At 69.9% G+C, this 25,546-nt stretch carries 23 protein-coding genes; 10 read left to right on the forward strand and 13 right to left on the reverse strand.

Annotated features, from left to right (window positions below):
• Positions 1 to 201: 201 nt before the first annotated feature.
• Positions 202 to 1,062 carry a PmeII family type II restriction endonuclease gene (locus ACFVH0_RS04510; RefSeq protein ID WP_385817971.1) on the forward strand — a complete coding sequence of 287 codons (861 nt, stop codon included), beginning with the start codon at positions 202 to 204 and terminating at the stop codon, positions 1,060 to 1,062.
• Between the two features lie 65 nt (positions 1,063 to 1,127).
• On the opposite strand, the gene ACFVH0_RS04515 is transcribed toward ACFVH0_RS04510, so the two are convergent.
• Both ACFVH0_RS04515 and ACFVH0_RS04520 read right to left on the reverse strand, forming a co-directional pair.
• On the reverse strand, positions 1,128 to 2,234 hold the full coding sequence (locus ACFVH0_RS04515) for a DNA cytosine methyltransferase (protein ID WP_385817972.1): 1,107 nt from the start codon (positions 2,232 to 2,234) through the stop codon (positions 1,128 to 1,130).
• Between the two features lie 870 nt (positions 2,235 to 3,104).
• Positions 3,105 to 3,179 carry a 50S ribosomal protein bL37 gene (locus ACFVH0_RS04520; protein ID WP_015034725.1) on the reverse strand — a complete coding sequence of 25 codons (75 nt, stop codon included), beginning with the start codon at positions 3,177 to 3,179 and terminating at the stop codon, positions 3,105 to 3,107.
• Between the two features lie 241 nt (positions 3,180 to 3,420).
• Between ACFVH0_RS04520 and ACFVH0_RS04525 the strand changes: the two genes are divergently transcribed.
• The 4 genes from ACFVH0_RS04525 (at position 3,421) to ACFVH0_RS04540 (ending at position 6,363) form a co-directional block, all read left to right on the forward strand.
• Positions 3,421 to 4,092 carry a hypothetical protein gene (locus ACFVH0_RS04525; protein WP_385817973.1) on the forward strand — a complete coding sequence of 224 codons (672 nt, stop codon included), beginning with the start codon at positions 3,421 to 3,423 and terminating at the stop codon, positions 4,090 to 4,092.
• A 117-nt stretch (positions 4,093 to 4,209) separates the two neighbouring features.
• On the forward strand, positions 4,210 to 4,650 hold the full coding sequence (locus ACFVH0_RS04530) for a hypothetical protein (protein ID WP_385817974.1): 441 nt from the start codon (positions 4,210 to 4,212) through the stop codon (positions 4,648 to 4,650).
• Between the two features lie 42 nt (positions 4,651 to 4,692).
• Positions 4,693 to 6,033, forward strand: a complete 1,341-nt coding sequence (locus ACFVH0_RS04535; protein ID WP_385817975.1) for a DUF1254 domain-containing protein — start codon at positions 4,693 to 4,695, stop codon at positions 6,031 to 6,033.
• Positions 6,034 to 6,138: 105 nt separating this feature from the next.
• Positions 6,139 to 6,363 carry a DUF2277 domain-containing protein gene (locus tag ACFVH0_RS04540; protein ID WP_072483455.1) on the forward strand — a complete coding sequence of 75 codons (225 nt, stop codon included), beginning with the start codon at positions 6,139 to 6,141 and terminating at the stop codon, positions 6,361 to 6,363.
• On the opposite strand, the gene ACFVH0_RS04545 is transcribed toward ACFVH0_RS04540, so the two are convergent.
• The 4 genes from ACFVH0_RS04545 to ACFVH0_RS04560 form a co-directional block, all read right to left on the reverse strand.
• Positions 6,350 to 7,021: a DedA family protein gene (locus tag ACFVH0_RS04545; protein ID WP_385817976.1), complete on the reverse strand. Its 672-nt coding sequence runs from the start codon at positions 7,019 to 7,021 to the stop codon at positions 6,350 to 6,352. The two genes, ACFVH0_RS04540 and ACFVH0_RS04545, sit on opposite strands and share 14 nt — an antisense overlap.
• A 201-nt stretch (positions 7,022 to 7,222) precedes the next feature.
• A complete protein-coding gene (locus ACFVH0_RS04550; protein ID WP_385817977.1) occupies positions 7,223 to 7,675 on the reverse strand; it encodes a DoxX family protein in 453 nt (150 codons plus the stop codon).
• A gap of 592 nt (positions 7,676 to 8,267) precedes the next feature.
• Positions 8,268 to 8,483, reverse strand: a complete 216-nt coding sequence (locus ACFVH0_RS04555) for a hypothetical protein (RefSeq protein ID WP_385817978.1) — start codon at positions 8,481 to 8,483, stop codon at positions 8,268 to 8,270.
• Between the two features lie 75 nt (positions 8,484 to 8,558).
• Positions 8,559 to 9,203, reverse strand: coding sequence for an HNH endonuclease family protein (locus ACFVH0_RS04560; protein WP_350980038.1), 645 nt, complete (start codon positions 9,201 to 9,203; stop codon positions 8,559 to 8,561).
• Positions 9,204 to 9,470: 267 nt separating this feature from the next.
• Between ACFVH0_RS04560 and ACFVH0_RS04565 the strand changes: the two genes are divergently transcribed.
• Positions 9,471 to 10,205, forward strand: a complete 735-nt coding sequence (locus tag ACFVH0_RS04565; protein WP_385817979.1) for an ABC transporter permease — start codon at positions 9,471 to 9,473, stop codon at positions 10,203 to 10,205.
• Positions 10,206 to 10,388: 183 nt separating this feature from the next.
• Here the strand turns inward: ACFVH0_RS04565 and ACFVH0_RS04570 are convergent, their stop codons facing one another.
• Complete coding sequence (locus tag ACFVH0_RS04570; protein WP_385817980.1) at positions 10,389 to 11,051, reverse strand: HAD-IA family hydrolase; 663 nt, start codon at positions 11,049 to 11,051, stop codon at positions 10,389 to 10,391.
• Positions 11,052 to 11,323: 272 nt separating this feature from the next.
• Positions 11,324 to 12,250, reverse strand: coding sequence for a peptidoglycan-binding protein (locus tag ACFVH0_RS04575; RefSeq protein WP_385817981.1), 927 nt, complete (start codon positions 12,248 to 12,250; stop codon positions 11,324 to 11,326).
• 446 nt (positions 12,251 to 12,696) lie between these two features.
• Here ACFVH0_RS04575 and ACFVH0_RS04580 point away from each other — a divergent pair, with 446 nt between their 5' ends.
• The gene (locus ACFVH0_RS04580) at positions 12,697 to 14,751 is read left to right on the forward strand and encodes an MFS transporter (RefSeq protein WP_385817982.1); all 2,055 of its coding nucleotides are present in this window, start codon (positions 12,697 to 12,699) and stop codon (positions 14,749 to 14,751) included.
• A gap of 97 nt (positions 14,752 to 14,848) precedes the next feature.
• Here the strand turns inward: ACFVH0_RS04580 and ACFVH0_RS04585 are convergent, their stop codons facing one another.
• Positions 14,849 to 15,346 (reverse strand): GNAT family N-acetyltransferase, encoded by a 498-nt coding sequence (locus ACFVH0_RS04585; protein ID WP_385817983.1) that lies wholly within the window; start codon positions 15,344 to 15,346, stop codon positions 14,849 to 14,851.
• Positions 15,347 to 15,507: 161 nt separating this feature from the next.
• Positions 15,508 to 16,575 (reverse strand): DUF2330 domain-containing protein, encoded by a 1,068-nt coding sequence (locus tag ACFVH0_RS04590; RefSeq protein ID WP_385818067.1) that lies wholly within the window; start codon positions 16,573 to 16,575, stop codon positions 15,508 to 15,510.
• A gap of 479 nt (positions 16,576 to 17,054) precedes the next feature.
• On the opposite strand from ACFVH0_RS04590, the gene ACFVH0_RS04595 reads away from it, so the two are divergent.
• Positions 17,055 to 19,052, forward strand: a complete 1,998-nt coding sequence (locus ACFVH0_RS04595) for a bifunctional glycosyltransferase 87/phosphatase PAP2 family protein (RefSeq protein ID WP_385818068.1) — start codon at positions 17,055 to 17,057, stop codon at positions 19,050 to 19,052.
• A 146-nt stretch (positions 19,053 to 19,198) separates the two neighbouring features.
• Here ACFVH0_RS04595 and ACFVH0_RS04600 read toward each other — a convergent pair whose 3' ends face one another.
• Positions 19,199 to 20,275 carry an AEC family transporter gene (locus tag ACFVH0_RS04600; RefSeq protein ID WP_385817984.1) on the reverse strand — a complete coding sequence of 359 codons (1,077 nt, stop codon included), beginning with the start codon at positions 20,273 to 20,275 and terminating at the stop codon, positions 19,199 to 19,201.
• A 119-nt stretch (positions 20,276 to 20,394) separates the two neighbouring features.
• Complete coding sequence (locus ACFVH0_RS04605; protein ID WP_385817985.1) at positions 20,395 to 21,690, reverse strand: cytochrome P450; 1,296 nt, start codon at positions 21,688 to 21,690, stop codon at positions 20,395 to 20,397.
• A gap of 281 nt (positions 21,691 to 21,971) precedes the next feature.
• Here ACFVH0_RS04605 and ACFVH0_RS04610 point away from each other — a divergent pair, with 281 nt between their 5' ends.
• Together ACFVH0_RS04610 and ACFVH0_RS04615 are read left to right on the forward strand one after the other, a co-directional pair.
• Positions 21,972 to 23,141, forward strand: coding sequence for a steroid 3-ketoacyl-CoA thiolase (locus ACFVH0_RS04610; protein ID WP_385817986.1), 1,170 nt, complete (start codon positions 21,972 to 21,974; stop codon positions 23,139 to 23,141).
• 121 nt (positions 23,142 to 23,262) lie between these two features.
• Positions 23,263 to 24,570 carry an alpha/beta hydrolase gene (locus tag ACFVH0_RS04615; protein ID WP_385817987.1) on the forward strand — a complete coding sequence of 436 codons (1,308 nt, stop codon included), beginning with the start codon at positions 23,263 to 23,265 and terminating at the stop codon, positions 24,568 to 24,570.
• A gap of 89 nt (positions 24,571 to 24,659) precedes the next feature.
• On the opposite strand, the gene ACFVH0_RS04620 is transcribed toward ACFVH0_RS04615, so the two are convergent.
• Positions 24,660 to 25,433 (reverse strand): hypothetical protein, encoded by a 774-nt coding sequence (locus ACFVH0_RS04620; RefSeq protein WP_385817988.1) that lies wholly within the window; start codon positions 25,431 to 25,433, stop codon positions 24,660 to 24,662.
• Positions 25,434 to 25,546 lie beyond the last annotated feature (113 nt).

A 25,546-nucleotide genomic window follows, 5' to 3' on the forward strand; every position in this document is an offset into this window, starting at 1 on the left:
GGTGGTCGCCTGGTCCCGTTCCTCGGCCGGATGCTGATGGATCAGCGCCGCCCCCGGACCGACGAGCGCCTGGGCGCCGATCGGGCCGCTCCTCGATCCGAACCCGCTCCGCTTTCAGCCGGCCCGAGGCGGCCTCGGATCGCCATGGCCCATCCTGGAAAGTGTTATCACGCAGATCGGGATCATGGTAGTAAGAGCCACATGTGCCCAGACACCACACCACCTGTCACAACCCAAGAACTGGCCTCGGCAGCACAGGAACCCCTCGCTTTCGACGACGAAGGTGAGCGGCATACGTCAAACGAGGAACTGGCCGATCAGGTCTCGGTCATCCTCCGGGTGGATCGAGACCGAGCGGCATTCATAGTTGCCGAATCTGAGCGTCTTTATGTGAATCGCATGCGCGAAAGGTTCTCAAAGCTCAAGGTTTCCGAACGCCTCAAGAGAACCAATCCGTTCCTTCTGCGAATTCGTGGCGCAGAGACAGTCCGCGACTGGGCAACACTTCAGGTGCAGAGCGCTCTGTATGCCTCGGAAGAGGAAGCCGTCGGGCATCTCCTCGAAGCCATTATTAAATCTTGCTTTCCGGGAGCGACGGAACCTGCGCTCCCCGATGATTTCGATTTCGAGAGCATCGAATCGGATGAGGTGATTCATGGGTATCAGGTCAAGATGAGCTGGGACTGTATGCCCATGAGTTCACGGAAGAACCTGTCGAACACCATCGTCAGAGTGAAAGAGCAGTATCAGAGTCAGGGAAAGTCTTTCGTGGGGTATTTCGCCCCTTGTTACGGAAGGGCCAAAACCACAAAGCCGCCTGGCCAGGAATACATTACGCTCGCCAGTAAAGAGTTTTGGCAACAGGTCGGGGGCGGGGAACCCGACTACGATGTGAGGGTCGGAGAAGTTTGCGCTCTGCTGTGCTCGGAGTTCCGGTCTGAAGTGCTCGACACTCTGGTTCCGGACCTGTTGGAGAGACTTACGCATGCGGCGCAACCTGAGATTGGGAATCAGGATGGCCGGATCGACTATGCAAAACTGTTCCGCAGAGTGAACAAGTAACCATTCGGCTGAGTGTCAGTAGCGCCTCTTCCTGGTCGTACAGGAATGGCGCTGCTGCCGCCCGACTATGCTGAAGTTACGGCTGCGCGCGAATCCAGCGTCGACCTCACGTGTTCGCCTATGGCCTGCGCCAGAAGCACAGGGACGGCATTCCCCACGAGCTTGTATTGCTCCCGGCCCGGGCCGTGGAACTTCCAATCGTCCGGGAAGGTCTGAATCCGGGCGCACTCGCGGACGGTGAGTGGCCTGTCCTCCACAGGGTGGCAAAGGGCGGTACTAGCATTCTGCGGCTCAGTGAGAATGGTCGGAGAGGGAGACTTGAAGGACAGGCGACGCCAATAACCCGAACGCCCTCCCTTGGCGTAGAAGGCGCGCCCCATGGACTCCTTCTGAATTTCCTCCGGGAGATGCCTCCAGTTACCGCCCTCAGGGACCATGCGCAGATATTTCAACTTGCGCTCACTGAATTTTGCGCAGTACGAATCATCATCAACCAAGCCATCGAGGGCGTCGCCGATGGTGCGCCAGGGCTCCAAGAAAAGGCTTGATTCCTTCGCGTGCGTGGGTTCGGGGAAGGATACGGGCGTACCATCCCTGTATCCGATCAAGAACACCCGCTGCCTGGCCTGAGGGACTCCGTAATCAGCCGAATTGAATTCTCGGTACTTGAGGCTGTAGCCAAGCTCCTCCAGCTGGGAGCAAAGCTCACGGAGGAGCGACCCGTGCAGGTCATCGATAACCTTGCCATTGTTGTTGTACGGAAGCTGCCGCCATGTGACGGAAGCGGACAACAATCCCTTGACGTTCTCCATGAGGAATGCCTTGGGCTTCAGTTCTTTTACCAGGCGCACGAATTCAAATACGAGTGGCCCTTTTTCGGAGTCGTCGAGACCGAGCCGCTTGCCGGCAGTGCTGAAGCTTTGGCAGGGGGGGCCGCCGGCCAGTAGGTCCACATCCCCTTCGGCCAATCCGGTCGACTGCAGGATCTGCTCTGCCGAGAGAGCCCTGATGTCGCTTTCATAGTAAGGCAGAAGTGGGCGGTTGGCCCGAGCCGTGGCAACGGCGGCGGGCATGTTGTCTGCGGCGAAGCGAATATCGAAACCAGCTTGTTCCAGTCCGAGATCCAGCCCCATCCCGCCCGAGAAGACCGACACGCAATTTGGTGCACCCATGGTTTGGCAGCCACTCCCCACGTTTTCATTTCCCACAATTTTCGTGGCAACCTCGGAGATGCGCCGATGCGCCAGCCGGTATTCTACACTGTCTCGATATTTCCCCGTGAACCCCGAGGTGACCGTCTCGCGCGGTCTACTTGCGGACACGTAGGTCTTTGAGCAGAAGAAATGCGGAACATGTAAGCCCTGCAGAGTCCTGTGCGGTACAGCAGCGAAGTTCGCAACTCTGCACCGACCGCCTATATCGCCGATGGGCCGACTGACCAGTGCGGCAGACGCCGGCGACCGCCCGCCCGCCCGCGCCCTCCGCGATCGCGGAGGGCGCGGGCGCCGTGCCGCTTACGTGCCGGTTGTCTTCCCGGGCTGCTCAGAGCCCGCGGCTCAAGGACGTGTCTCCGGTGGGGGTGCTCAGGTTCCGGGGTGGACAGGGCGCCGTTCGAGGCCGCCGGTCGGAGCGTGGCGAGCGCTGCGGGACAGGGAGTGCCTGACCGACTGTCAGTGGTCGCCTTTACGCTCTCGCCATGCGCAAGGGTGCGGTCGGTCAAGACGGTGTTTCCAAGGCAAATTTTCGCCTACGGCCGGATGTCGAAGCTCTGTTCCGAGTAATGGAACCTGGCTTGCGCGCGCTCCCGTTTCGGTCGGCACACGTTTTGCTGCGCTACGGACGGAGGACTGCTGACGACGTCGTGAGAGGGGGCGTTGAGCTTTGAGTGCGTGTGCCGGATGCGTGCCGGACCGAGCGGCCGGCCACGGTTGACCCGGCTGTGTGGCGGTATCGATTAAGGACCCTGTCCCCTGCCGTCACCGCCCGTGCCTCCCGGTCGTGATCGGCCGGGAGGCACTCAGGCTTTGCTCGGTGGGTGTGGTTCAGGCGTTGGGGCGCTTGCCGTGATTGGCGTTCTTCTTTTTGCGGGCGCGGCGCTTGTTTCCTCGCTTGGCCATGGGATGCCTCCCTCACCTGGGGTTTCGTGGCTTCGTCAGTTTAGGTTCGAGGGGTCTCGGACGCATCAGCGGAGCGGGCGGGCGGTGTTCGGCTTCAGGGGGGTCGGCCTGGGCGGGTTCCCGGCTGGGGGAGTGCGGTGCCGTTCATGGGCGGGGCCTTCCGGGCCGGCCCGGGGGAGGGGCAGGTCCGGGGGCGCCATAATGTGTCCTGGTCACGTCAGTTATGTCCCAGGGGGGAAACATGTCGTACGGCTATCCGCCGCCGCAGCCCGGTCAGGAGCCTCAGCCCGGTTCCGGTCAGCCGCCTCAGCCGCCCCACCCGTCTCAACAGGCGGCGTCGCCCTACGCCCAGTGGCCGCAGGGTCCGGGGCCCGGGGCGTACGGCTATCCGCAGCCGGTCAAGAAGTCCCGCACCGGGCTGATCGTCACCTTGTCGGTGCTCGGTGGGGTGGCCGTGCTGCTGGTGCTCGGTGTGCTGATCGCCTTGGCCGGTGGCGGGGACTCGCCCTCGGCCAAGGCGAAGCCGTCGGCGGTGGAGGGCACGGAGAGCGGGGCGCCCGCTGCGAGTGGTGCGCCCGCGCCGGGGGATGCCTCGGATGCGCCCACGGAGCTGCCGGCCCTGGAGGGTACGGATGGCGAGGGCGATGTGCGGATCACCCGGTGCCAGGTGGACTCGCTGACCGAGTGGCCGGATGCGGATGTGGAGATCGTGAACCACGGCGACAACCAGGCGTCCTACATCGTGTCCGTGGAATTCGTGGACGGGGACGGCACGCGCCGGGCTTCGGGTCTGGCGACGGCGACCGATCTGGCGGCGGGGCAGAAGTCGGTGCAGAAGGCCCAGGGGCTGGGGAAGGTGCCGGGCAAGATGACGTGCAAGGTCTCGAAGGTGACGCGGCTTCCCTCGTCGTAGGCACGGCCGCGGTCCGTGGCGGGCATCACCCGGATGGGTGCGTCCGAGTGGTTGCGCGGGTGAGTGGCGCGCAGGGTCGGTTCTGTCCCACAGTCCCGATCCTGCCAAGGAGTTCCGATGGCTCACACAGCGCCCACGCCCGGTACCGCTGGTTCCGGTTCTGTCGGTCAGGGGGATGTCAATCCCTGGGCGGCCAGCGGAGTCATCTTCGCGGGTGTTCTGCTGCTCGTCGACGGTGTCCTCGGAGTGATCAAGGGCATCTCCGGCCTCGCCACCGACGATGTCTACGCCCACGTCAGGAACTACACGTTCAAGTTCGATGTGACCTCCTGGGGTTGGATCCACCTCGTCCTCGGCATCGTGCTCGGGATCGTCGGCTGGAGCATCCTCAAGGGTGCCGAATGGGCCCGCGCCACGGGTGTGGTGCTGGCCGCCATCAGCGTGATCATCAACTTCATCTGGCTGCCGTACCAGCCGATCTGGGCGATCATCTCCATCGCCATCGACGTGTTCGTGATCTGGGCGCTGTGCACGGACCGCTCCAAGGCGGTCATCTGAGGCGGTCGTCCGAAAGGAACGCTGGGCCGGGAGGAGGCAGCGGTGGAACTGGACGCTCTTGCCGCCGAGGCGTATGTCTACGGATATCCGCTGGTCCGCGACCTGTCGGTGGTCGAGGGCGCCATGTACACGGGCTACGGTCCACTGCCGCCCACCCCGTTCAACCACTTCGCGCACGCGGACCGGCCGGTGCCTCCCGACACACCCTTCGTGTCCGTCGGCGACGACACCGTCCGGTCCGTCGCCCATCTCGACCTCTCCGGTGGACCGGTCCTGCTCCACGTCCCCGGTCCGGACGGCACGTACCGCGTGCTGCAGTTCGTCGACGCCTGGACCGACAACTTTGCGTACGTCGGTGACCGCGCCACCGGTACCCGGGCCGGTGACTGGCTCGTCGTACCCCCGGGCTGGGCGGGCCGCGTGCCCGGCGGGGTGCTCGGGGTCATCGACGCGCCCACCTCGGTCGTCACCGTCATCGGCCGCAGCGGCTGCGATGACGGTGACGAAAGAGGTGGGCCGGAGCGGATCCGCGCGTTCCAGGAGCAGTTGACCATCACGTACGTCGAACCGGGTGCGCACCGTACGGGGCTGCCCGCGCCGGACCCCGACGTACCGGAGCCGCTGCGGTTCTTCGAGCAGCTCAGGGTGTGGATGGCCGATTTCCCGCCGTCCGCGCCCGACCGGGCGTATCAGGACCGGTTCCAGCCGCTGGGGCTGTTGGAGGAAGGGCCCTCGCCCTACGTCCGGGCCGATGCCGCCCGGGCCGATGCCGTCCTTGTGCGCGCACTGACCGAGGGGGCGGCGCGGGGCAGGGCACGGGTGGCGGAGGCGGGCCGGGCCGATGCGGTACGCGCGGGGTGGGTGATGGAACCGCATCTCTTCGACTACAACCTCGACCACCACGGCGTCGGGACCATCGACTCCCCGGAGTGGCGTATCGCCGATCGGGAGGCGTCCTACCTGACCAGGGCGGTGGCGGCGCGGAGCGCGCTGTGGGGTGTCCACGGTTACCGGGCGGTGTACGCCCACGCACTGTGTGACGCCGGAGGTGAGCGGCTGAACGGGGCCCATTCCTACGTGCTGCGCTTCGAGGGCCGGCCGCCGGCCGAAGCGGGCTGGTCCCTGGCCGTGTACGACATGGCCGGGGACGGCCCGGTCGGTCGGCGGATCGGCGAGACCCTGGTGGGGGGCGGACCGGCGTACGCGGAGGACGGTTCGCTGACGGTCCGGATCCAGCGGGAGCGGCCGGACGATCCGGTCGCGGCGGCGAACCGGCTGCCCGCGCCCGACGGGGACTTCCGGGCCGTGCTCGGGCTCTGTGCGCCGGGAGCCGGGATCCTCGACGGTACGTATGAGCTCCCCGTCGTCGAACGGGTTCGGTGAGCGAGGGAGAGGAGGGGAGGGGGAGGGGAGCGGAGGCCGGGGAGGCCGGGGAGGCCGGGGAGGTCGGGGAGGGCGATTGTCAGTGGCGCGGTTCACACTTGAGTCATGTGCCGCAGCATCAAGACCCTTCGCCCGCCAGCCATCCCCGAAGAGGCCACCGAGGAGGAGATCCGGGCCGCCGCCCTGCAGTTCGTACGCAAGGTGTCCGGTTTCCGCGCTCCGGCCGCGCACAACCAGGAGGTGTTCGACCGGGCCGTCGACGAGATCACCGAGGCGACCGTCAGACTGCTGGACGGTCTGGAGATCCGGGGTGCGGTCAGGACGCCGTAGTGGCCGTGACGGTCGCCGATGCCGCGGCGGCCGCTGCTGCTGCCGGGCGGCGCATCAGGCAGGCGGCCAGGGCGCCCGCCACGAACAGGGCGAGGACCGAGACCGCTGTGCCCACCCATGTCGCGCCGAGCCACTGGCCGCCGAAGTAGCCGAGCCCCACGCTGTAACCGGCCCATGCCACGCCCGCCAGGGCCGACCAGGGCAGGAATTCCTTTACCTTGCGGTGCGCCGCGCCCGCGCCCAGGGAGACCACCGAGCGCCCGGCCGGGGCGAAGCGGGCGATGATGACGAGGATGCCGCCGCCCCGGGCGAGGGCGGCGCCGAGGCGCTCCTGCGCGGAGGTGAGGCGGCGGGAGCGGGCGATGGCCCGGTCCAGGCGCTCCCCACCGCGCCAGGCCAGCCGGTAGGCGACGAGGTCGCCGAGGACCGAGGCGGTGGCCGCGCAGAGGATCAGGGCGAGGAGCGAGGGGACCTTGGTCACCTGCTGGGCGGCGCCCGTGCCCGCGACGGTCGTCGAACCGGCGGCGGCCGCCGTGGCGGCGGTGATCACCAGGACCCCGCTGGGCAGCAGGGGCAGAAAGACATCGAGGAGCACCGAAAGCGCCACCACGACGTAGATCCATGGGCTGCCGGTCAGCGCGCCCACACTCTCAAGCACCTACTACTCCCCGATTCGGAACAACGCCGCGACGTCGCAGGGGAGCGGCAGGAGCGGCAGGGTCAGCTGTACAGCGTACGCCTGGCGTTCATCCGGTGATCGACAAATACGGGCGATGTTGGGAACCTCACGTACACCCGGAAATGGGAAGCCTCGGTTCCGGGCGCAGGCCCGGATGTACGTGAGGAAGGGCCCCGAGGGTCAGACCGTGACGGGCGGTGCCTGCTCGGGCGCGCGGTCCTTGTCGTGCTCCGTGCCGCCCCGGCCGAACAGCCGGTCCAGGGCCAGTGCGCCGGGTCCGGTGAAGACCAGCAGCAGGAACGCCCAGCAGAAGACGGCCGAGGGCTCGCCGCCGTTCTGCAGCGGGAACAGCGCCTCGGGCTGGTGGACCTTGAAGTACGCGTACGCCATGGAGCCGGAGCAGATCAGGGCGGCGATACGGGTGCCGAGTCCGACCGTCACCAGGATGCCGCCGACGAGCTGGATGACCGCCGCGTACCAGCCGGGCCAGGTGCCGGCGGGTATGGAGCCGCCGTTCATGCCGCCGAGGACGCCGAAGAGCGAGGCGGCGCCGTGGCAGGTGAAGAACAGGCCGATGACGATCCGGAAGAGGCCGAGTGCGTAGGGCTGAGCCTGGTTCAAGCGTGCGTGCATGGGGGGAGGGCTCCTTCGGTCTGGTGGGGACGTGAACCGATTGAGTGCCTCAGATTAGGGAAACCTCACCAATGCTTGCAAGTTCAACATTATGTCGACTGGCTGAAAGTCGTCCTGTGTTTCTCGGTCGGGATTCGGTTCGGCACCGCCTCCAACTGCGAACCTGTCCTTGCTGTCTTGGCCTGAACCAATGGCGGCGCAGCTTTCCGGCCATGTGAAGTCAGGGGGGTGGGCGGGTTGTCGGGCCGTGGTCCGTCCGGGCTGTACCACTGGGCCGGTGACGCGTCGGTCCGGCCGTCACCGCGCGAGCGCTCCGCCGGTCCGCCGTCCTGTGCGGCTCCGGGTGGGGCGGAAGCCGGCTCCGGGTGGTCCGGGGGCGGGCCGCGCGCGGGCGGGGCAGGTCAGCTGCCGGATGTGGCTCCAGGGGTGCTGTCCGGCGCCGGGGCGGGCCGCGCGGCTCCGACGCGTATGTAAGGGGCGCAACGCTCGGCGGCGTATGGACCGGCACCGGAGTGTTCGGCGGGGAAGCGGCCCCGAACACTCCGGCGACGATGTGTGGACCAGTGGTGGCGGGAGCCGGGGCGGCGAGGCGTCACGGCCCTGTGCGGGGCGGGGTGGCGAGGGGGTTCTCCGGGGTCCGGCGGGTCTGCTCGGTGCCGAGTGTCGGCGGCCGCCGCCCGTCGGGTTCCCGGGGCATGCCGGTGCCGGCCGCGATCAGTCGTACTCGGCCGTACTCGGCCGAAAACGCGTCGGGGGCGGACGGGAGGGAACGGGTGCGCACATGGGTACGGAGCCGTGCGGTCTGCACGGCTCCGTACCCATATGGAACGAACGACCGGGGAGGAGCGGTCGGGCTTGCTCGGCAGTTGTACGGGCGGCTCGCTCAGCAGCCGTTCAGGATGGACTGCAGCGCGCTCTTCTCGGCCGAGTCGACCGTCAGGTCGTAGTAGTGCTTCACATGCACCCAGGCGCGCGCGTACGTGCACTTGTAGGCGGCGCGCGAGGGCATCCACTTGGCCGGGTCCTTGTCGCCCTTGGCCTGGTTGACGTTGTCCGTGACCGCGATGAGCTGCGGACGCGTCAGGTCATTGGCGTACGCCTGTCGCTGGGCGGTCGTCCAGCTGCTGGCGCCCGACCGCCAGGCCTCGGCGAGCGGGACCATGTGGTCGATGTCCAGATCGGAGGCGGCGGTCCAGGTGGCGCCGTCGTACTCCGAGTACCAACTGCCGCTGACGGCAGCGCAGCTGGAGTTCTGCTCCACGTTCGTGCCGTCGCGCTCCAGCACGACCTCGCGGGTGTTGCAGGCGCCCGACTGGGTGATCCAGTGCGGGAACTTGTCGCGGCTGTAGCCGTCCGACGAACCCTCGGCCGAGACGGTCAGTTCGCTCAGGTAGGTGCGGGCGGTCGAGGCGGAGACCGGGGTGGGCATGGCTGCCTGCGCGGTGGGGGCGGTGAGCAGACCGGTGGTTGCGGCGAAGGCGGCGGATGCGGCGACGACGGCGATGCGACGCGCGTAGACACCAGACATGCGAACTCCCTTGATGTGGGGGGACCTTGGACGGGTGACCCGTGGGGCCCGGCCATCGTGGCGGTGCCAGGTTTCCGTGGGGTGGGCACCAGGTAACAGGGTGGCGACATGGCCACGTCACATCAAGGGTTCTGACCAACAGGACTGGAGTGTGGGGGCGTACGTCCGCATCTGCGCGGGCGCACAGGCTGACCCAGCGACAATTCGGCGACTTCGGAGGCTGATTCGCGTGGGTGGTGCGGGCCGGGCCGGTCGTAGGGTTGCGGCGTGCTGCTACCGGTCAACATCACGCTCGGTGTCGTACTCGCCCTGCTGCTCGCCGTGGCGGCCACGGTCGCGGCTCTGGCCTCGCTCGGCCGTGCGCGCGAGATTCTGCTGGCCGGGCTGCGGGCCGCGGTCCAACTCGCCGCGGTTTCCCTGCTCATCGGCTGGGTGGTCCGTTCGCTGCCGCCGCTGCTCGGGTTCGTGGCGCTGATGTACGCGGTGGCGGTACGGACCGCCGGACGCCGGATCACTCGCAATCGCACCTGGTGGTGGGCGGCATTGCCGATCGCGGCGGGCGTCGTTCCGGTGGTCGCGCTGTTGCTGCTCACCGGGCTCCTGCCGGTCCGGGGCATCGCGCTGATCCCGGTGACCGGCATCCTCATCGGCGGTGCGCTGACCGCGACCGTGCTCAGCGGGAGGCGGGCGCTGGACGAGCTGACGACCCGGCGCGGGGAGGTGGAGGCGGGGATGGCGCTCGGGCTGCTCGACCGTGACGCGCGGCTGGAGATCGCCCGGCCCGCGGCGTCGGACGCGTTGCTGCCTGGGCTGGATCAGACCCGGACGGTGGGGCTCGTGACCCTGCCGGGGGCCTTCGTGGGCATGCTGCTGGGCGGCGCCTCACCGGTACAGGCGGGCGCCGTGCAGTTGTTCGTACTGGTAGCCCTGATGGCCGTGCAGGCGGTGGCCGTCACGACGGTGCTCGAACTGGTGGCGCGGGGGCGGCTGCACCGGGCGTGAGGCCGGTCCCTGAGTGGCTGCGGGACCGGGCTCAGCGCGTGTGCTGGGTGTGCCGCGTGTATGCGGGGCTGCCGGGTGCGTGTGCCGCGTGTGCCGCGTGTATGCAGGACTGCCGGGTGCGTGTGCCGTGTGTGCTGGGTCGGCGGGTGGCCGACGGGCGGTTGTCGCGCGTCGGCGGGTGGGTCATCGCGCGCTGATGTGCAGCCGGATCGAGCCGTCCGGGGCCGCTTCCACGCGTACCTGCGTCAGGTCCTCGACGTGCGCGTCGGGGGAGAGCGCCCCCGCGCGCGGGCCGACGCCCACGACGCGCATGCCCGCCGCCCGGCCCGCCGCGATGCCTGCCTCCGAGTCCTCGAAGACGATGCAGTCCGCCGGGCCGAAGCCCAGCTCGGCAGCGCCCTTGAGGAAGCCCTCGGGGTCCGGCTTGCTGGCGCCGACGCTCTCGGCGGTGACGCGGACGGCGGGCATCCGCAGGCCCGACGCGGTCATCCGGGCCCGGGCCAGCGCCTCGTCCGCCGAGGTGACCAGGGCGTGCGGCAGCGCGGCGATCGCATCCATGAAGGCGGGTGCGCCGCCGATCGGTACGACGCCTTCGGTGTCGGCGGTCTCCTCCGCGAGCATGACCCGGTTGTCCGCGTAGTTCTGCTCCATCGGGCGGTCGGGGAGGAGCACCGCCATGGTGGCGTACCCCTGCCGTCCGTGGACGACCTTGAGCGCGGCCTCCGGGTCCAGCCCCTCGCGCAGCGCCCAGCGCCGCCAGCAGCGCTCCACGACGGCATCGGAATTCACCAGGGTGCCGTCCATGTCCAAGAGGAGGGCGCGGGCGGTGAGGACGGTGGCCGGCATGGGCGGGCTCCAGAGCGCGGGGGAGCGACGGCGCCGGGAAGCGACGACGCGGGAAAGAGAACAAGCAGCCTCGCCCGCCGGTCAGGGGGTGGCGGGCGGAGGCTACTTTGTTTCATCACGATACAAAAACCTGTCCGAGAAAGCCAATTCCTTCGGTTTCGGGCAGTCGCGACGGCCTGTTTGCGGGGTGGCCGGGACGGTCCGTTTGCGGGGTGGCCGGGACAGCCTGTTTCCGGGGTGGCCGCGACGGCCCGGTGCAGGTGGCGGGCCGGTCACCGGCCCGTCGTCTCGGCCTCCAGCGCGCGGCGGGTGTTGGGGCCGTACACGCCCGGCGGGTCGCCCTCGATGGCCTTGTACGACTGGTAGACGCTCACCGCGTGCTCGACCTGGTCGGAGTAGTCGCCGTCGTCGCGCCCGTGATACAGCCAGACCTCCTCCAGGCGGCGTTGCAGCTCGGCCACCGCGGCCCCCTGGTCGCCGTTGCGCAGGGTGGGCCCGGCCAGGGAGGCGGGCGGTGCGGCCGACGACGGACTGCTCGTGGTGCGCGAGGGCGCGACGGAGGCCGGCGGCGAGGAGGCGGTGGACGCGGAGGCGGACGGCGAGGCGCTCGCCGAGGGCGAGGCGGTGGCCGACGCGGACGGTGACACGAGGGCCGACGCGGAGGGCGAGGGCGGCGCGGAAACCGGCGCCGGGCTCGTCGCCGGGACGCTCGCCTCGGGCACGTCGACCGCTGTGCCGGGCAGGGCCTGCCGTCGGCCCGTGTCCCCGTCGTCGCCCCCGCCGAGCAGCCCGGTCGCGAACGCCACCGTGCCCACCACGGCGGCCAGGGCCGCTCCCACGGCGACGGCCGCGAAGGGGCGGCGGCGAGGCCCGCCGGGTTCCTCGCCGGGCGCATCGGCGGGACGGGCCGGACCGGCGGGATCGGCCCGACCGGCGGCGTCCGGCAGCGGGTCCGCCGCCGTCGGGCCGAGGAAGAGTGGCATCGTCGTGGCCGCGTCCCCTGGTATGTGGTGCGGTTCCTGTTCCCGCGGGGCCCCGTCGGCATCGGCCGGGGCCGCGTCGACCCCCAGCGTCACGTACGGACGTATCCGCAACGGATCGAAGTCCTCGGCGGCCGCCATCTCCGCCCTCTCGGCCGCCCGCCGCGCGCAGACGCACCCCCCTCCGGGACCTCCTCCGGCGCCGGGTCTGCTGTCCATACCGCACTCCGGGCATATATGTCCGGTCATTGTGGGCCCCTCCCCTTGAATGCCCTGCGATTATGCAGCCCGCTGCCGGAATGCCCAACGCCGTACCGAATGCCGCACCGAAGCACGCCGCCTGCACCGAAGCACGCCCCTTGCACCGGGGCACGACTCCGCACCGAAAGCGCGACCCCCGCAGCGAAGCACGCCCCCTGCACCGAAAAGAGCGACCCCCGCGCCGGAGCGCGACCCCGTACCGGTGGCGACATGCCCTCGGCTCCGGTAGTGGCGCGGCCCCCGTTCCCATGACCACGGCCCCGCTCATGTAACCGCGGCCCCCGGCCCCGTAACCGAGGCCCCCGGCCCCGTAACCGAGGCCCCGCTCCCGTAACGGAGACTCAGCAGGCCATAACGGCATGAAAAGGCCAGGATGGGGTTGTAGCGGACCCGAGGAGATGTCCATGGCCCAGCATCTGAGCGCCCCGGCCCCGGCCCCGGCCCCGGCCCCCGGCGAAGAGCGTTCCACGCGGTCGGTCCTCGTGGCCATCGGGGCACTGCTTCTGGGCATGCTTCTGGCCGCACTCGACCAGACGATCGTCTCCACCGCACTGCCGACCATCGTCAGCGACCTCGGCGGACTGGAACATCTCTCCTGGGTGGTCACGGCCTATCTGCTGGCGTCGACCGCCGCGACCCCGCTCTGGGGCAAGCTCGGCGACCAGTACGGCCGCAAGAAGCTCTTCCAGGCCGCCATCGTCATCTTCCTCATCGGCTCGGCGCTCTGTGGCATCGCCCAGAACATGCCGCAGCTCATCGGTTTCAGGGCTCTTCAGGGCCTCGGCGGCGGCGGGCTCATGGTGCTCTCCATGGCGATCGTCGGCGACATCGTCCCGCCGCGCGAACGAGGCAAGTACCAGGGTCTGTTCGGGGCGGTCTTCGGTGCGACGAGTGTCCTCGGGCCGCTGCTCGGCGGCCTGTTCACCGAGCACCTCAGCTGGCGGTGGGTCTTCTACGTCAACCTGCCGATCGGCGTCGTGGCGCTCCTGGTGATCGCCGCCGTGCTGCACATCCCGGTCCGCGCCACGAAGCACACCATCGACTACCTCGGCACCTTCCTCATCGCCTCGGTCGCCACCTGCATGGTCCTCGTCGCCTCGCTCGGCGGCACCACCTGGGCCTGGGGCTCGGCACAGATCATCGGTCTCGCCGTGCTGAGCGTCCTGCTGCTGATCGCCTTCGTGCGGGTGGAGCGCCGGGCCGCCGAACCCGTCATCCCGCTGAAGCTCTTCCGGATCAGGACCTTCACCCTCGTCGCCGTCATCAGCTTCGTCGTCGGCTTCGCGATGTTCGGCGCGATGACCTACCTGCCGACCTTCCTCCAGGTGGTGCACGGGATCTCGCCGACGATGTCCGGTGTGCACATGCTCCCGATGGTGCTGGGCCTGCTCATCACCTCGACCGCGTCCGGCCAGATCGTCAGCCGCACCGGCCGCTGGAAGGTCTTCCCGGTCGCGGGCACCGGCCTCACCGCGATCGGACTCCTGCTGCTGCACCGGCTCACGGAGACCAGCAGCACCTGGGTGATGAGCAGCTACTTCTTCGTCTTCGGTGCGGGACTCGGCCTGGTGATGCAGGTCCTGGTGCTGGTCGTGCAGAACGCCGTCACGTACGAGGACCTCGGCGTCGCCACCTCCGGCGCCACCTTCTTCCGTTCCATCGGCGCCTCGTTCGGCGTCGCCGTCTTCGGCACGATCTTCACCAACCGGCTCACCGACAAACTGGCCGACGCGCTCGCCGGCCACCCACTGCCCCCCGGAGCCGGTGTGGACGGGCTGGCGTCCGACCCGCGCGCCATCGGGCAACTGCCGCCCGCGCTGCGGCCGGCGGTGCTGCACGCGTACTCGACGTCGATCACGGACGTGTTCCTGTACGCGGCCCCCGTCGTGCTGATCGCCTTCGTCTTCGCCTGGTTCCTCAAGGAGGACAAACTGCGCGGCTCGGTGACCGCTCCGGAGCCCACCGAGACCCTGGCGTCGAACCCGGTCGAGCGGTCCTCGTACGACGAGTGCGCCCGTGCCCTCTCGGTGCTCGCCACGCGGGCGGGGCGCCGCCAGATCTACGTGAAGATCACCGAGCGGGCGGGCTACGACCTGCTGCCCGCGGCGAGCTGGATGCTGCTGCGGATCAGACGGCACGGCACGGTCGAGCCGGGCCTGCTCGCCGACATCGCCCCGGTGCCGCTGCGGGTGATCAGCGAGGCGGCCCGGCAACTGGAGGAACGCGGGCTGGTCCGGCGCGAGGGCGTGCAACTGGTGCTCACCGAGGCCGGCTCGGAAGTGGTGGTGAAGCTCGCGGAGGCCCGTGAGGCGTCCATGGCCGAGCTGCTGGGCGACTGGTGGGGGCCGGACCGCCCGACCGATCTGGTCAGGCTCGTGGAGGAACTGACCGCGGAGGCGAACGGATCGAGCAAGGAACGGCCGCAGAGCCCCGAACCGAAGCGGGACCACGCGGCCTGAGCCCGCGGCCCCGAACCGAAGCGGGACCACGCGGCCTGAGCCCGCGGCCCCGAACCGAAGCGGGACCACGCGGCCTGAGCCCGCGAGACCCGTACTCCTACGAGCCGTCCGACTCCGCGCCCAGCTCCTTCGCGAACCAGTGCTCCGCGTACTGCCCCCGGTTGAACGCCGGGACCTCCCGGTAGCCGTGCTTGGCGTACAGCCCTCGCGCCTCGACCAGGTCGTTGCGGGTGTCGAGCCGGAGCGTGCGTACGCCGAGGGCGCGGGCCGCGTTCTCGATGGCCGTCAGAAGCAGTCCGCCGCCGCCCGTGCCGCGGTGTTCGGGGCGTACGAAGACCCGGGTCACCTCGGCGGTGTCCGCGTCCACCACCAGCAGTCCGGCGCAGGCCGCGGGCTTCCCGTCGAAGCGGCCGACGACGAACTCACCGGTGGGCGGGACGAGCCGGTCGGCCCCGTCGTCGGTGAGCCCCTCGTCGATCTCCTCGGCGGTGGCGGGCCGGCCCCAGTAGCGGCCGGCGACTTCGCCGTAGTAGTCGCGGCGCAGGAGAGAGGCGTCTGGGGAGTCGAACGGTTCGGGGGCCAGCATCCAGGTCATGCCGGCCATTCTGACCTGGACACGATCAAGGGGGCCAACGATTTGGCGGGCGCCGCCCGTCACCCGTGCACAAGTGCGGGCGGGCGCCGCCCGTCACCCGTGCACAAGTGCCGGCGGGCGCCGCCCGTCACCCCGTACGCAAGTGTTCGGATCCTTGGCGCTCAACCCACCGGTACGGGACGCGGTCGCCGGGCCCGCAGCACCAGCAGCAGTACCGCGGTGGCCGCCACCAGCGCGGCCGCGAGCAGCGACAGCACCCAGACGGGGATGTCGCCCACGGTCAGCAGCCGGTTCTCATACACCTTCGTCCGGTACGGGGTGTCGTCGGCGGTCGCGCGCAACTGGTGATCGCCGTCGATCCGCTCCGGATGCGGGAAGGACTGCTCGATGGCGGTGAGGAACACCGGATCCGCTCCCGTCAGCTTTTCGAGCGCGTCCGTGTCGTCCGCCGCCGACCGGGGATCGATCCTGCCCGCGTACGTCACCTCCGGCGCATCGCCGCCGATCGGGCCGCGCGGCTCCATCCGGTGCGGGGCGAGGATGTACAGGCCGAGCTGCTGGGGCGTCGAGGCGAGCTTCGACAGCCGCATCGGGTAGACCAGCCGGTCGCTGGCGAAGCGCAGCCGCAGCGGGTCGAGCGTGCCGACCAGCGGAGTGCTGCTCTCCCGGGGAGCGAGGCGGATCGCGACGTACTCCCACTTCTGGTCGACGTAGGGCTTCAGCGCGGTCGCCAGCCGGTCGGGCAGGTCGAAGCCGTTTTCCTCCAGCCACTGCTCCAGTGCCTGGGGGTCGGTCGCGGCCAGCCTCGCCACGTCGAAGGGGCCGAGCCGTTCCCGGCCGACCACCTCGACGGACGGCGCCCCGGCCCATGGAGCGGCGGCCCCGTCCCCGACATTGCCGGAGTCGGAGAACGGCCAGTCGTGGGAGCGGGGCCAGAAGTAATGCCTGGTCACATGTTCCGGCGCGGTGATGGCGGACAGCTCGGAGAAGAGACCGGAATCACCGAGTTCCACGCTCGCGCGGTTCGGCACCGGCATGATCCAGGCCGCCTCGGGGGCGTTCCCGCGCACCGTGAGGCGCATGACGATCTGCTCGGTCCGGCCGTCCCAGTCCACCACCGATGTCTCCCGGTCGACCGAGACCTGGGAGTCCTTGCCCGGGACCATCGCCCCGCAGCCGCAGGCGTACGCCGGGCTGATCAGCGACCCCAGTTGCAGCGACACCAGCATCAGCAGCAGCGACAGGGCGCGCGCCAACCACCCGCGCCCCTCGTCCCGGGCGCCCCGCGCACTCCGCTTCACCCCTGTGCACCGCATGTTCCGTCCGACTCCCCCGTGAACGACAACGTGATCGACAACACGGGGGAGGACGTACGCGCCGTGAATCCGGTTCCGGTTCACGTTCGGGCAGGCAGGCAGGCAGGCAGGCAGGCAGGCAGGCGCACAGACAGGCACGCACGCAGGCCGACAGCCCGCACTCGGATCCGAATGTCCGGCTGGGCATCTTTTCGGATGAAAAAGGGGTGACGGTCAGGCGAAGGAAGGGCGGATTGGGTCTATCTCATTGCGTAATGCCATGGTTTCAGCAGCATGCCCGGATCGAGGGACGGGCACCGGAACGGCGGGAGGGCCGGCGCAGCGTGGCGAACGTGGAACACAGTGTGCGCGGAGATGCGGCGACGGGGGCGAGGACCGGGGCTGCCCGTGTTCTGCTCTGGCTGATCGTGGCCGCCCTGGCCGTACGGCAGATGGCGGTGGTTCTGTGGCAGCCGCCGGGCGAGCGGCTCACCGATCTGGAGACCTGGATCGGCGAGAACGGTGTCCTGCATGTGGCGGGGTCGCTGTACGACAGCGACCGGTTCACCGGCACCCCGTTCGCCGGGCTGGTGCTGAAACCGCTGACCCGAACGGCGGAGCAGAGCCTGGGCGTCGCCTGGACCTTCGGTTCGCTGCTGCTCGTCGCCACGCTGGGCGTCGTCGCCGCCCGTGCGCTGCCCGGACCGGTGTCCCGTCGCACCGCGCTGCTGGCCGCGCCCGTCGCGATCAGCCTGCTGATGCTCTCGCTGCCGGTCCGCAACGCGTTCCACCTGGGGCAGACCAGCATCCTGCCGGTCCTGCTGGTGCTGCTGGGCTGTTTCGTGGTCCGGGGGGAACGCGCCTCGGGCGTCCTGATCGGATCGGCGGCCGCACTCCAGCCGACCGTGCTGCTCTTCGCCGTACTGCTGTGGCTGACCGGACGCAGACGGGCCGCGCTGACCGGCGGCGCCACGTTCGCCGCCTGCACGGCGTGGGCCTGGGCCGCGATGCCGGGCGACTCGTGGACGTACTGGGTGCACCACGTCGCGGGCACCGGGCTCGGCGGCAACGCGGACAGCCTCGCCAACCAGTCCCTGCACGGCGCGCTGCTCCGGTCCGGTCTCGCCGGCCCGCCGGAGATCGCGCTGTTCGTGGTGCTGGCGGCCGTCGTCTGCTTCCTGGGGCTGCGCCGCGCGGCCCGGTACGCGGCCGACGGGCAGCTGCTCCTCGCCGTCGCGGTGACCGGCTGCGTCGCCGTCGCCGTCTCGCCGACCGCCTGGCAGCACCAGTTGCTGTGGGTGCTGCTCGCCGTGGTCGGCCGGGTCGGGAGGCGGGCCTCCGACCGGCTGGTCTGGCCCGCGGTCGTGGTCCTCGTCATCACGCTGCCGGGGACGATGCTGCTGCCGAACATGGCGGTCCTCTTCCCCGTGCGCGACAACGTGCTGCTGATCGCCGCGCTCGCCGCGGCCTGCGCCGTGCCGTTCCTGCCGCGCACCTCGGAGCACTGGCAGCACCCGATCCCCACGGATCACGCCGCCCCGGCCCCGGCCCGCTGGAACCGTGTCCCGCTGCTGCCGTTCCGGCGGCGGGCGCTGAGCCGGCCCAACCTGCTGCTGGAACTGCTCCTGATCAGGGTCGTGTACTCCGCGTACGCCCATGTCAGGCTCGCGGCGACGGCCGGCCGCGCCACCGCCGAGCAGCACGGCCACCAGATCCACGCCATCGAGCGGTGGCTGCACATCGACATCGAGCACCGGGTCAACCACGCGGTCGTGAACGTCGGGTGGCTGCGCGGCTTCTTCGACTACTACTACACGACGTTCCACTTCATCGTGCCGCTGACGATCCTCGGTGTGCTCTACGTACGACGTCCCGCCGACTACCGCTGGGCCCGCAGCACCATCGGCTTCGCCACCGTGTTCGCGCTGGTCGGCTTCTGGCTCTACCCGCTGGCCCCGCCGCGCCTGATGCCGGGGCTCGGCTTCATCGACACGGTCCACGGCGTCCAGGACTTCGCGAAGCCGGACTACGGGAGCCTGACCGCGATGACCAACCAGTACGCGGCGATGCCTTCGCTGCACTTCGGCTGGTCGCTCTGGTGCGGGGTGGTCGTCGTCATGCTGGCCCCGAAGATGTGGATGAAGGCGCTGGGTCTGCTGCACCCGCTCTTCACGGTCTCCGCGATCGTCGCCACCGCCAATCACTGGGTGCTGGACGCGGTGGGCGGAGCGGCCGTGGTCCTGCTCGGCTTCGGACTCGCGTACGTGCTGGCCGGGCCGCGGGCGCTGCGGCCGGGGGCCGTACCGACGGCGGCGAAGCCGCGGGACGACCTGGAGCGGTCGGTGCCGGTGCCCGTTCCGAGGTCCACGGACGAAGCGACGGGTGATGCGGTGGGCAGCAGGCAGCACTGAGCCACGGGCCCGCGAAAGGGCCGGGAAACGGGCTGCGAAAGGGCCGAAGGGGTGCCGGGACGAACACATCGTCCTGGCACCCCTTCGGCGTGGATCGCCGCCTGACCAGCATCCGCCCATCGGCCCGGGTCCGCCACTCGAACGGCTCAGGAGCCGGTCGTACCCAGGGCCCAGGTGGCGACGGAGAGCGTGGCCATGGAGACCACCGTCGAGGCCACCACGGCATTGCGGGCCACCCGGGTGTCCAGGCCGTACTGCTGGGCGTAGATGAAGGCGTTCTGAGCGGTCGGCAGCGCCGAGCAGAGCACCACGGCGAGCAGTTGGTGCTCCGGCAGATGCAGCAGCGGGCCGCCGACGGCGAGCGCGATCAGGGGCTGGACCAGTGTCTTGAGTGCCACCGCCACGACGACCTCAGTGCGCACCGTGCGCCCGGCGCGCACCGTGTGCCCGGCGCGCACCGTGTGCCCGGCGAGCGCCGGACGGTCCGTCATCCGCGACAGCTCCGGCGAATCGTCGGCGGCCGGGCGGGCGTTCAGGGACAGACCCAGCGTGATCAGCGCCGTCGGTACGGCGGCGGCGCCGAGCAGATCGCAGGAGTGGGCCAGCGCGTGCGGCAGCCGCAGTCCGAGCGCGGAGACGGCCACTCCGAGCAACGAGGCCATGATGATGGGATTGCGGACCGGCATGGTCAGCATCCGCCGGAACACGACCGCCTTCCCGGAACCCGGCTTCGCCCATCTCCCCGTCCCTGCCTCTGCCCCCGCTCCCGTCCCTGTCCCCGAGTCCAGCAGCGAGAGGATCACCGGGGAGACCAACAGGACCTGGAACAGGATGATCTGGGCGACGAACGACGCGTCACCGAGCACCTGGACCGCCACCGGTATGCCGAGGTTGGCGGAGTTGACGTAACCCGATGCCATGCTGCCGATCGCCCGGTCCGCCGTGCCCCGGCCGAAGAGCCGGCCGGACGCCAGGAACCCGAGCCCGCAGACCAGCGCCGTACCTGCGGCGAAGGCCACCATCGAGGAGTTGGCGAAGGTGTTCAGCCGCGACCCGGAGACCATGGTGAACAGGGCGGCGGGCATGGCCACATGGAAGACGAACCGGCCGAGCACGGCCTCCGCCTGCGCGCCGAGCAGACCGCTGCGGCCGACCGCGTAACCGATCGCGGTGAGCATCCAGATGGGCGCGAAGGCGGAGAGCAGGGCGTGCATGCCCGCCATGATCCTCGCGCTGTTGTGCGCCTCCCGCGCGGGGGTTCGGCGGGAGGCGCGTCTCCGGGCACGGACGGCAGCGGGCCGGCACACGGACGGCAGCAGGCCGGCACACGGACGGCAGAAGGTCAGCTCCCGGAGGAAGCCCCGGATCCGGAGGCATCGGAGACACCGGACGCCCCCGCACTGCTGACCTGAAGCTGCTTGATCCCGTTGAGCCACGCCGAGCGCAGCCGCCGCGGATCACCGACCAGCCGCAGATCGGGCAGTACGTCCGCGATCGCGTTGAAGATCAGGTTGATCTCCATCACGGCGAGGGACTTGCCGAGGCAGAAGTGCGGACCGCCGCCGCCGAATCCCAGGTGCGGGTTGGGATCACGGGTGATGTCGAAGGTCTCCGGGTGGTCGAAGACCTCGGGGTCGTTGTTGGCCGACGAGTAGAACAGCCCGACCCGGTCGCCCTTCTTGATCCGCTGCCCGCCCAGTTCGGTGTCCTGGGTGGCGGTCCGCTGGAAGGAGACCACCGGGGTCGCCCAGCGGACGATCTCCTCGGCGGTCGTCTCCGGGCGCTCGCGCTTGTAGAGCTCCCACTGGTCGGGGTGGCTGAGGAAGGCGTGCATGCCGTGGCTGATGGCGTTGCGGGTGGTCTCGTTTCCGGCCACCGCCAGCAGGATCACGAAGAAGCCGAACTCGTCGGAGGAGAGGTTGCCCTGGCCCTCCGCGGCGACCAGTTGGGAGACGATGTCCTTGGCCGGGCACTCCTTGCGGGCGGCCGCCAGATTCATCGAGTACGAGACGATCTCCATGGCCGCCTCGGTGCCGACCTCCTCGGTGATCGCGTACTCGGGATCGTCGTACGCGGCCATCTTGTTGGACCAGTCGAAGAGCTTGGACCGGTCCTCCTGCGGTACGCCGATGAGTTCCGCGATCGCCTGGAGCGGCAGCTCGACGGCGATATTGGTGACGAAGTCGAAGGATCCGTTCTCGTCGGCGGAGGCGAGCGCGGTCTCGACGATCGAACGGGCGCGGCTGCGCAGCGCCTGCTCCAGGGAGCGGACCGCCCGGGGAGTGAAGCCCCGCTGGACGATCTGGCGGACCCGGGTGTGCTCGGGCGGGTCCATGTTCAGCATGATCAGTTTCTGGACCTCGATCTGGTCCCGGCTGATCGACTCGTTGAAGCGGATGACCGCGGTGTTGATGTTGGAGGAGAACAGCTCGGGGTGGGTGGAGACGTACTTGACATCCGCATGCCGGGTGACGACCCAGTAGCCCTCGTCGTCGAAACCGGAGATGCCGGCCGGCTGGGCGCACCACCAGACCGGTGCGGTCTGCCGCATCCGGGCGAACTCCGGGTGCGGAATGCGGGCTTGGAGCAGATCGGGATCGGTGAAGTCGAACCCTTCGGGCAGATGGGGGCAGGACATCGGCAGCTCCAGGTCGGTCCGAGGGCCGCCCGGACGTTGCCTGACGACCCATCAGAAGTTGACGGAAAGGTAGTAACGAGTTCTACAACTGGCAAGAGAGGCGGTCCGTTCTGTTGCGTGAAGAGTGAGTGGGGTCGGTATGAAGCGGGCGCAAGGTGCGTGCAGCACTCTTGCGTACCGGGGGTAAGCCTCATAAGACTGCTTGCAGAACTAGAACGCGTACTAGTTCCATCCGTGGGCGCCGGGACGCCCCTGCGGATGTGCGAGGAGAGGACGAGCTCATGGCCGCGGAACCCGTCATCGTCGAAGCCGTACGCACCCCCATCGGCAAGCGCTCGGGCGCGCTCGCCAATCTGCATCCCGGCTATCTGCTGGGCGAGACCTACCGAGAACTCCTCGGCCGCACCGGCATCCACGCCGACTGCGTCGAACAGATCGTCGGCGGCACCGTCACCCACGCCGGGGAACAGTCCATGAACCCGGCCCGCAACGCCTGGCTCGCCGTGGGACTGCCGTACGAGACCGCCGCCACCACCGTGGACTGCCAGTGCGGTTCCTCGCAGCAGGCCTCCCACATGGTGGCCAACATGATCGCGGCCGGAGTCATCGACGTCGGCATCAGCTGCGGCGTCGAGGCCATGTCGCGGGTGCCGCTGGGCAGCGGTTCCAAGCACGGACCGGGAAAGCCCTGGCCCGACGAGTGGAACGTGGACCTGCCCAACCAGTTCGAGGCCGCCGAGCGCATCGCCCGCAGGCGCGGACTGACCCGGGAGAACGTCGACTCGCTCGGGCTGATCTCGCAGGAACGGGCCGCCGTCGCCTGGGCCGAGGAACGGTTCAAACGGGAGACGTACGCCGTCCAGGTGCCGACCACCGAGGAGGAGCAGGCGGCCGGTCAGGGTATGTGGCGCCTGGTCGACCGGGACGAAGGGCTGCGCGACACCACCATGGAGGGGCTCGGCCGGCTCAAGCCGGTCATGCCCACCGCCATCCACACCGCGGGCAACTCCTCGCAGATCTCCGACGGCGCCTGCGCGATCATGTGGGCCTCCAAGCGGATGGCGCGCGCCCTCAAGCTCAAGCCGCGTGCCCGGATCGTCGCCCAGGCCCTGGTCGGCTCCGACCCGCACTTCCACCTGGACGGGCCGATCGACGCGACCCGTGCGGTGCTCGGGAAGGCCGGGATGTCGCTCAAGGACATCGACATCGTCGAGATCAACGAGGCCTTCGCGTCCGTGGTGCTCAGCTGGGCCCAGGTCTTCGAGCAGGACCTGGAGAAGGTCAACGTCAACGGCGGCGCCATCGCGCTCGGCCACCCCGTGGGCGCCACCGGGGCCCGGCTGATCACCACGGCACTGCACGAACTGGAGCGCCGGGACAAGGAGTTCGCGCTCATCACAATGTGCGCGGGCGGCGCGCTGGCGACCGGGACGATCATCCAGCGGCTCTGAACCGGGCGTCGTACCGGGGCCCCGGAGGGTGAGCCCCCGGCCCGGGGTGTTGCCAGGTGCACCCCGGGCCGGGGGCCCACGCCGATGTCGGCGCGGCGCGCCGGCGCATAGCGTCACAGCCATGGAAAACGACAACAGCCGTGCGGGGTACCCGACTTCACACAGGCGGCGACGCATCGCCCGCCGGACGACGGCGACCGCCGCGGCGATGGTCCTCGCCGCCCTCGGCGTCGCACCGGCCGTGGCCCAGCAGCCCACCGCCCGGCAGCCCGCCGCACAACAGCCCGCCGGGGCGCCGGACCCGTACACCGCGCACGGCAGGGGAACCCTGCTGGGCATCACCCCCGTGGCCGACCTCGACCGCGCGGACGTCGCCCGGTTCCTGGCCTCGGGCGGCATGGACACCACCACCGTCCGCCACGGACTGCGCGGCTACCGCCTCACCTACCGCACCGTCACCCCGCAGGGCGCACCCACCACCGCGACCGGCCTCCTCGCCCTGCCCAAGGGCGGCCCCCACCGGCTCGACCTGGTCTCCGACACCCACGGCACCATGGCCCACCGCGACTACGCACCCTCCGTCGGCGAGGACTTCGGCCGCTTCGCCCCCTACCTGCACGCCTCGGCGGGCCGTGCCGTCGCCGCACCCGACTACCTGGGCCTGGGCAAGGGGCCCGGGCGTCACCCGTACATGGACACCAAGTCCTCCGTCACCGCCTCCGTCGACATGCTGCGGGCCGCACGCACCGCCGCACAGCGCCTGGGCCGGCCGCTCACCGGGGATGTGTACGCCAGTGGCTTCTCCCAGGGCGGCCAGGTCGCGATGGCCCTGGGCAAGGCGCTCGACGGCGGCGTGGACCGGCACTTCGGACTCCGGGCGCTCGCCCCCGTGTCGGGCCCCTACGACATCGAACACGCGGAGACGCCCGCCCTGTTCGACGGCCGGGTCAACGACATCAGCGCCGTCTTCTACATGTCGTACTACCTCACCGCGCAGAGCAGACTGCACCCGCTCTACAAGGACCCCTCCGAGGCGTTCCGGAAGCCGTACGCGGACATCGTCGACGGTCTCTTCGACACCGGCCACACCGAGGAGGAGATCATCCCGGCGCTGCCCGCGACGCTCAAGGAGCTGCTCACCGACGACTACTACCGCCGGCTCCAGCACCCCACCGGCGGCCTGCTGGAGGCGGCGCGCGCCCAGGACGGCAACTGCGCCTGGAAGCCGGACGTTCCGGTACGGCTGTACTCCTCGTCCGGCGACACCGACGTCCCGATCGCCAACGCCCGCAACTGCGCCGCCGATCTGGCCGCCCGGGGCGTCGACGCCCCCGTCGTCGACCAGGGGCGGGCCGACCACAACACGACGTACATGAAGTCGGGGCCGGAGATCGTCCGCTGGTTCGACACGGTGGCCGCGCGGCGCTGAGCGGCGGGCCCGTGAGGGCGGACGGTGCGGGGTGAACCCCGGCCGGGCGTCCGGCCGGGGCCGCGTCGCCGGAGCGACGGGGTGCGTGCTCAGTACGGCACGTGGGTGGGGAAGGTGGCGGTGGGGCTGAACAGCGCCGCGTAACCCTCTTCGTGGTGGCGGCGGTGCCGCCCGGACCGGCCGACGTCCGCGACCGGGGTCGCGAGCGTGAGCAGCCCGTCGTTGGCGAGTTCCTGCACGCGGATCAGCAGTGCTCTTACGTCCAGGCCGAGTTCGGCGGCCACCGTCTGCAGATCGAGGCCGGATTCCCAGCTCCACAGCAGCACGGAGTCCATGCTCGGCGACCAGGTGACGGTGTTGTCCACCTCGACCGGCGGGGACGGCGCCGGGATGTAGGCCAGGACCCCGGTGGTTGCCGGGGCCGGAGCCGACACCGGGGGCGTGGCCGGAATGGGGGGCGCGGTCACGGCCGGTGCCCGGGACGGGACGGGCTGCGGTGCGTCCGGCGGCGGCGCGGGGGTCTCCTCGGCCGGGTGCGGCAGGGGGCGTTCCGGCGGGGCGGACGGCGGCCCCGCCGGTTCGCCCGCCGTCGGCGGGGTCCGGTTCAGGAGCTTTTCGGCAAGGGATCGCGCGTCACTGCGGCCGACCGTGCGTCGAGCTAATCGCACCTCGCGCTCGTTGAGGCCCATCAAGTCCGCGATCGAGCCGTCGTCACCGACCGTGACGGCGAAGGCGGCCAGCGTCCTGCTCCGCTCCGCCTGTGTCTCGTCCAGCAGCGCCTGTGCCCGGCGCATGCGTTCGTCGCTGGCGCAGAAAGCTTCCGCCAGGACGGTGTTCCGCTCCCAGAATTCACGTGGTTCCACGAGAGTGACAACGCGCCGGTGGCCGCTGGGAAAGGATGGGCGCGCTAAATGCGCCTAAATGGACTAACAGGTAATTAAGTTGCCCAAGTGATATCAAGTGCGCTGTTCGCTCG

Origin of the sequence: Streptomyces sp. NPDC127117 (assembly GCF_042677325.1) — a bacterium.
Taxonomy (GTDB): domain Bacteria; phylum Actinomycetota; class Actinomycetes; order Streptomycetales; family Streptomycetaceae; genus Streptomyces.

Bases quoted from the DNA above. Each gene is read 5' to 3' on its own strand.
- ACFVH0_RS04590 (WP_385818067.1), bottom strand. From the start codon at position 16,575: ATGCTGGTGTCGCTGCAACTGGGGTCGCTGATCAGCCCGGCGTACGCC.
- ACFVH0_RS04515 (WP_385817972.1), bottom strand. From the start codon at position 2,234: ATGGGTGCACCAAATTGCGTGTCGGTCTTCTCGGGCGGGATGGGGCTG.
- ACFVH0_RS04530 (WP_385817974.1), top strand. From the start codon at position 4,210: ATGGCTCACACAGCGCCCACGCCCGGTACCGCTGGTTCCGGTTCTGTC.
- ACFVH0_RS04525 (WP_385817973.1), top strand. From the start codon at position 3,421: ATGTCGTACGGCTATCCGCCGCCGCAGCCCGGTCAGGAGCCTCAGCCC.
- ACFVH0_RS04580 (WP_385817982.1), top strand. From the start codon at position 12,697: ATGGCCCAGCATCTGAGCGCCCCGGCCCCGGCCCCGGCCCCGGCCCCC.
- ACFVH0_RS04560 (WP_350980038.1), bottom strand. From the start codon at position 9,203: ATGTCTGGTGTCTACGCGCGTCGCATCGCCGTCGTCGCCGCATCCGCC.
- ACFVH0_RS04540 (WP_072483455.1), top strand. From the start codon at position 6,139: ATGTGCCGCAGCATCAAGACCCTTCGCCCGCCAGCCATCCCCGAAGAG.
- ACFVH0_RS04600 (WP_385817984.1), bottom strand. From the start codon at position 20,275: ATGGCGGGCATGCACGCCCTGCTCTCCGCCTTCGCGCCCATCTGGATG.
- ACFVH0_RS04585 (WP_385817983.1), bottom strand. From the start codon at position 15,346: ATGACCTGGATGCTGGCCCCCGAACCGTTCGACTCCCCAGACGCCTCT.
- ACFVH0_RS04550 (WP_385817977.1), bottom strand. From the start codon at position 7,675: ATGCACGCACGCTTGAACCAGGCTCAGCCCTACGCACTCGGCCTCTTC.
- ACFVH0_RS04615 (WP_385817987.1), top strand. From the start codon at position 23,263: ATGGAAAACGACAACAGCCGTGCGGGGTACCCGACTTCACACAGGCGG.
- ACFVH0_RS04610 (WP_385817986.1), top strand. From the start codon at position 21,972: ATGGCCGCGGAACCCGTCATCGTCGAAGCCGTACGCACCCCCATCGGC.
- ACFVH0_RS04605 (WP_385817985.1), bottom strand. From the start codon at position 21,690: ATGTCCTGCCCCCATCTGCCCGAAGGGTTCGACTTCACCGATCCCGAT.
- ACFVH0_RS04570 (WP_385817980.1), bottom strand. From the start codon at position 11,051: ATGCCGGCCACCGTCCTCACCGCCCGCGCCCTCCTCTTGGACATGGAC.
- ACFVH0_RS04510 (WP_385817971.1), top strand. From the start codon at position 202: ATGTGCCCAGACACCACACCACCTGTCACAACCCAAGAACTGGCCTCG.
- ACFVH0_RS04575 (WP_385817981.1), bottom strand. From the start codon at position 12,250: ATGGACAGCAGACCCGGCGCCGGAGGAGGTCCCGGAGGGGGGTGCGTC.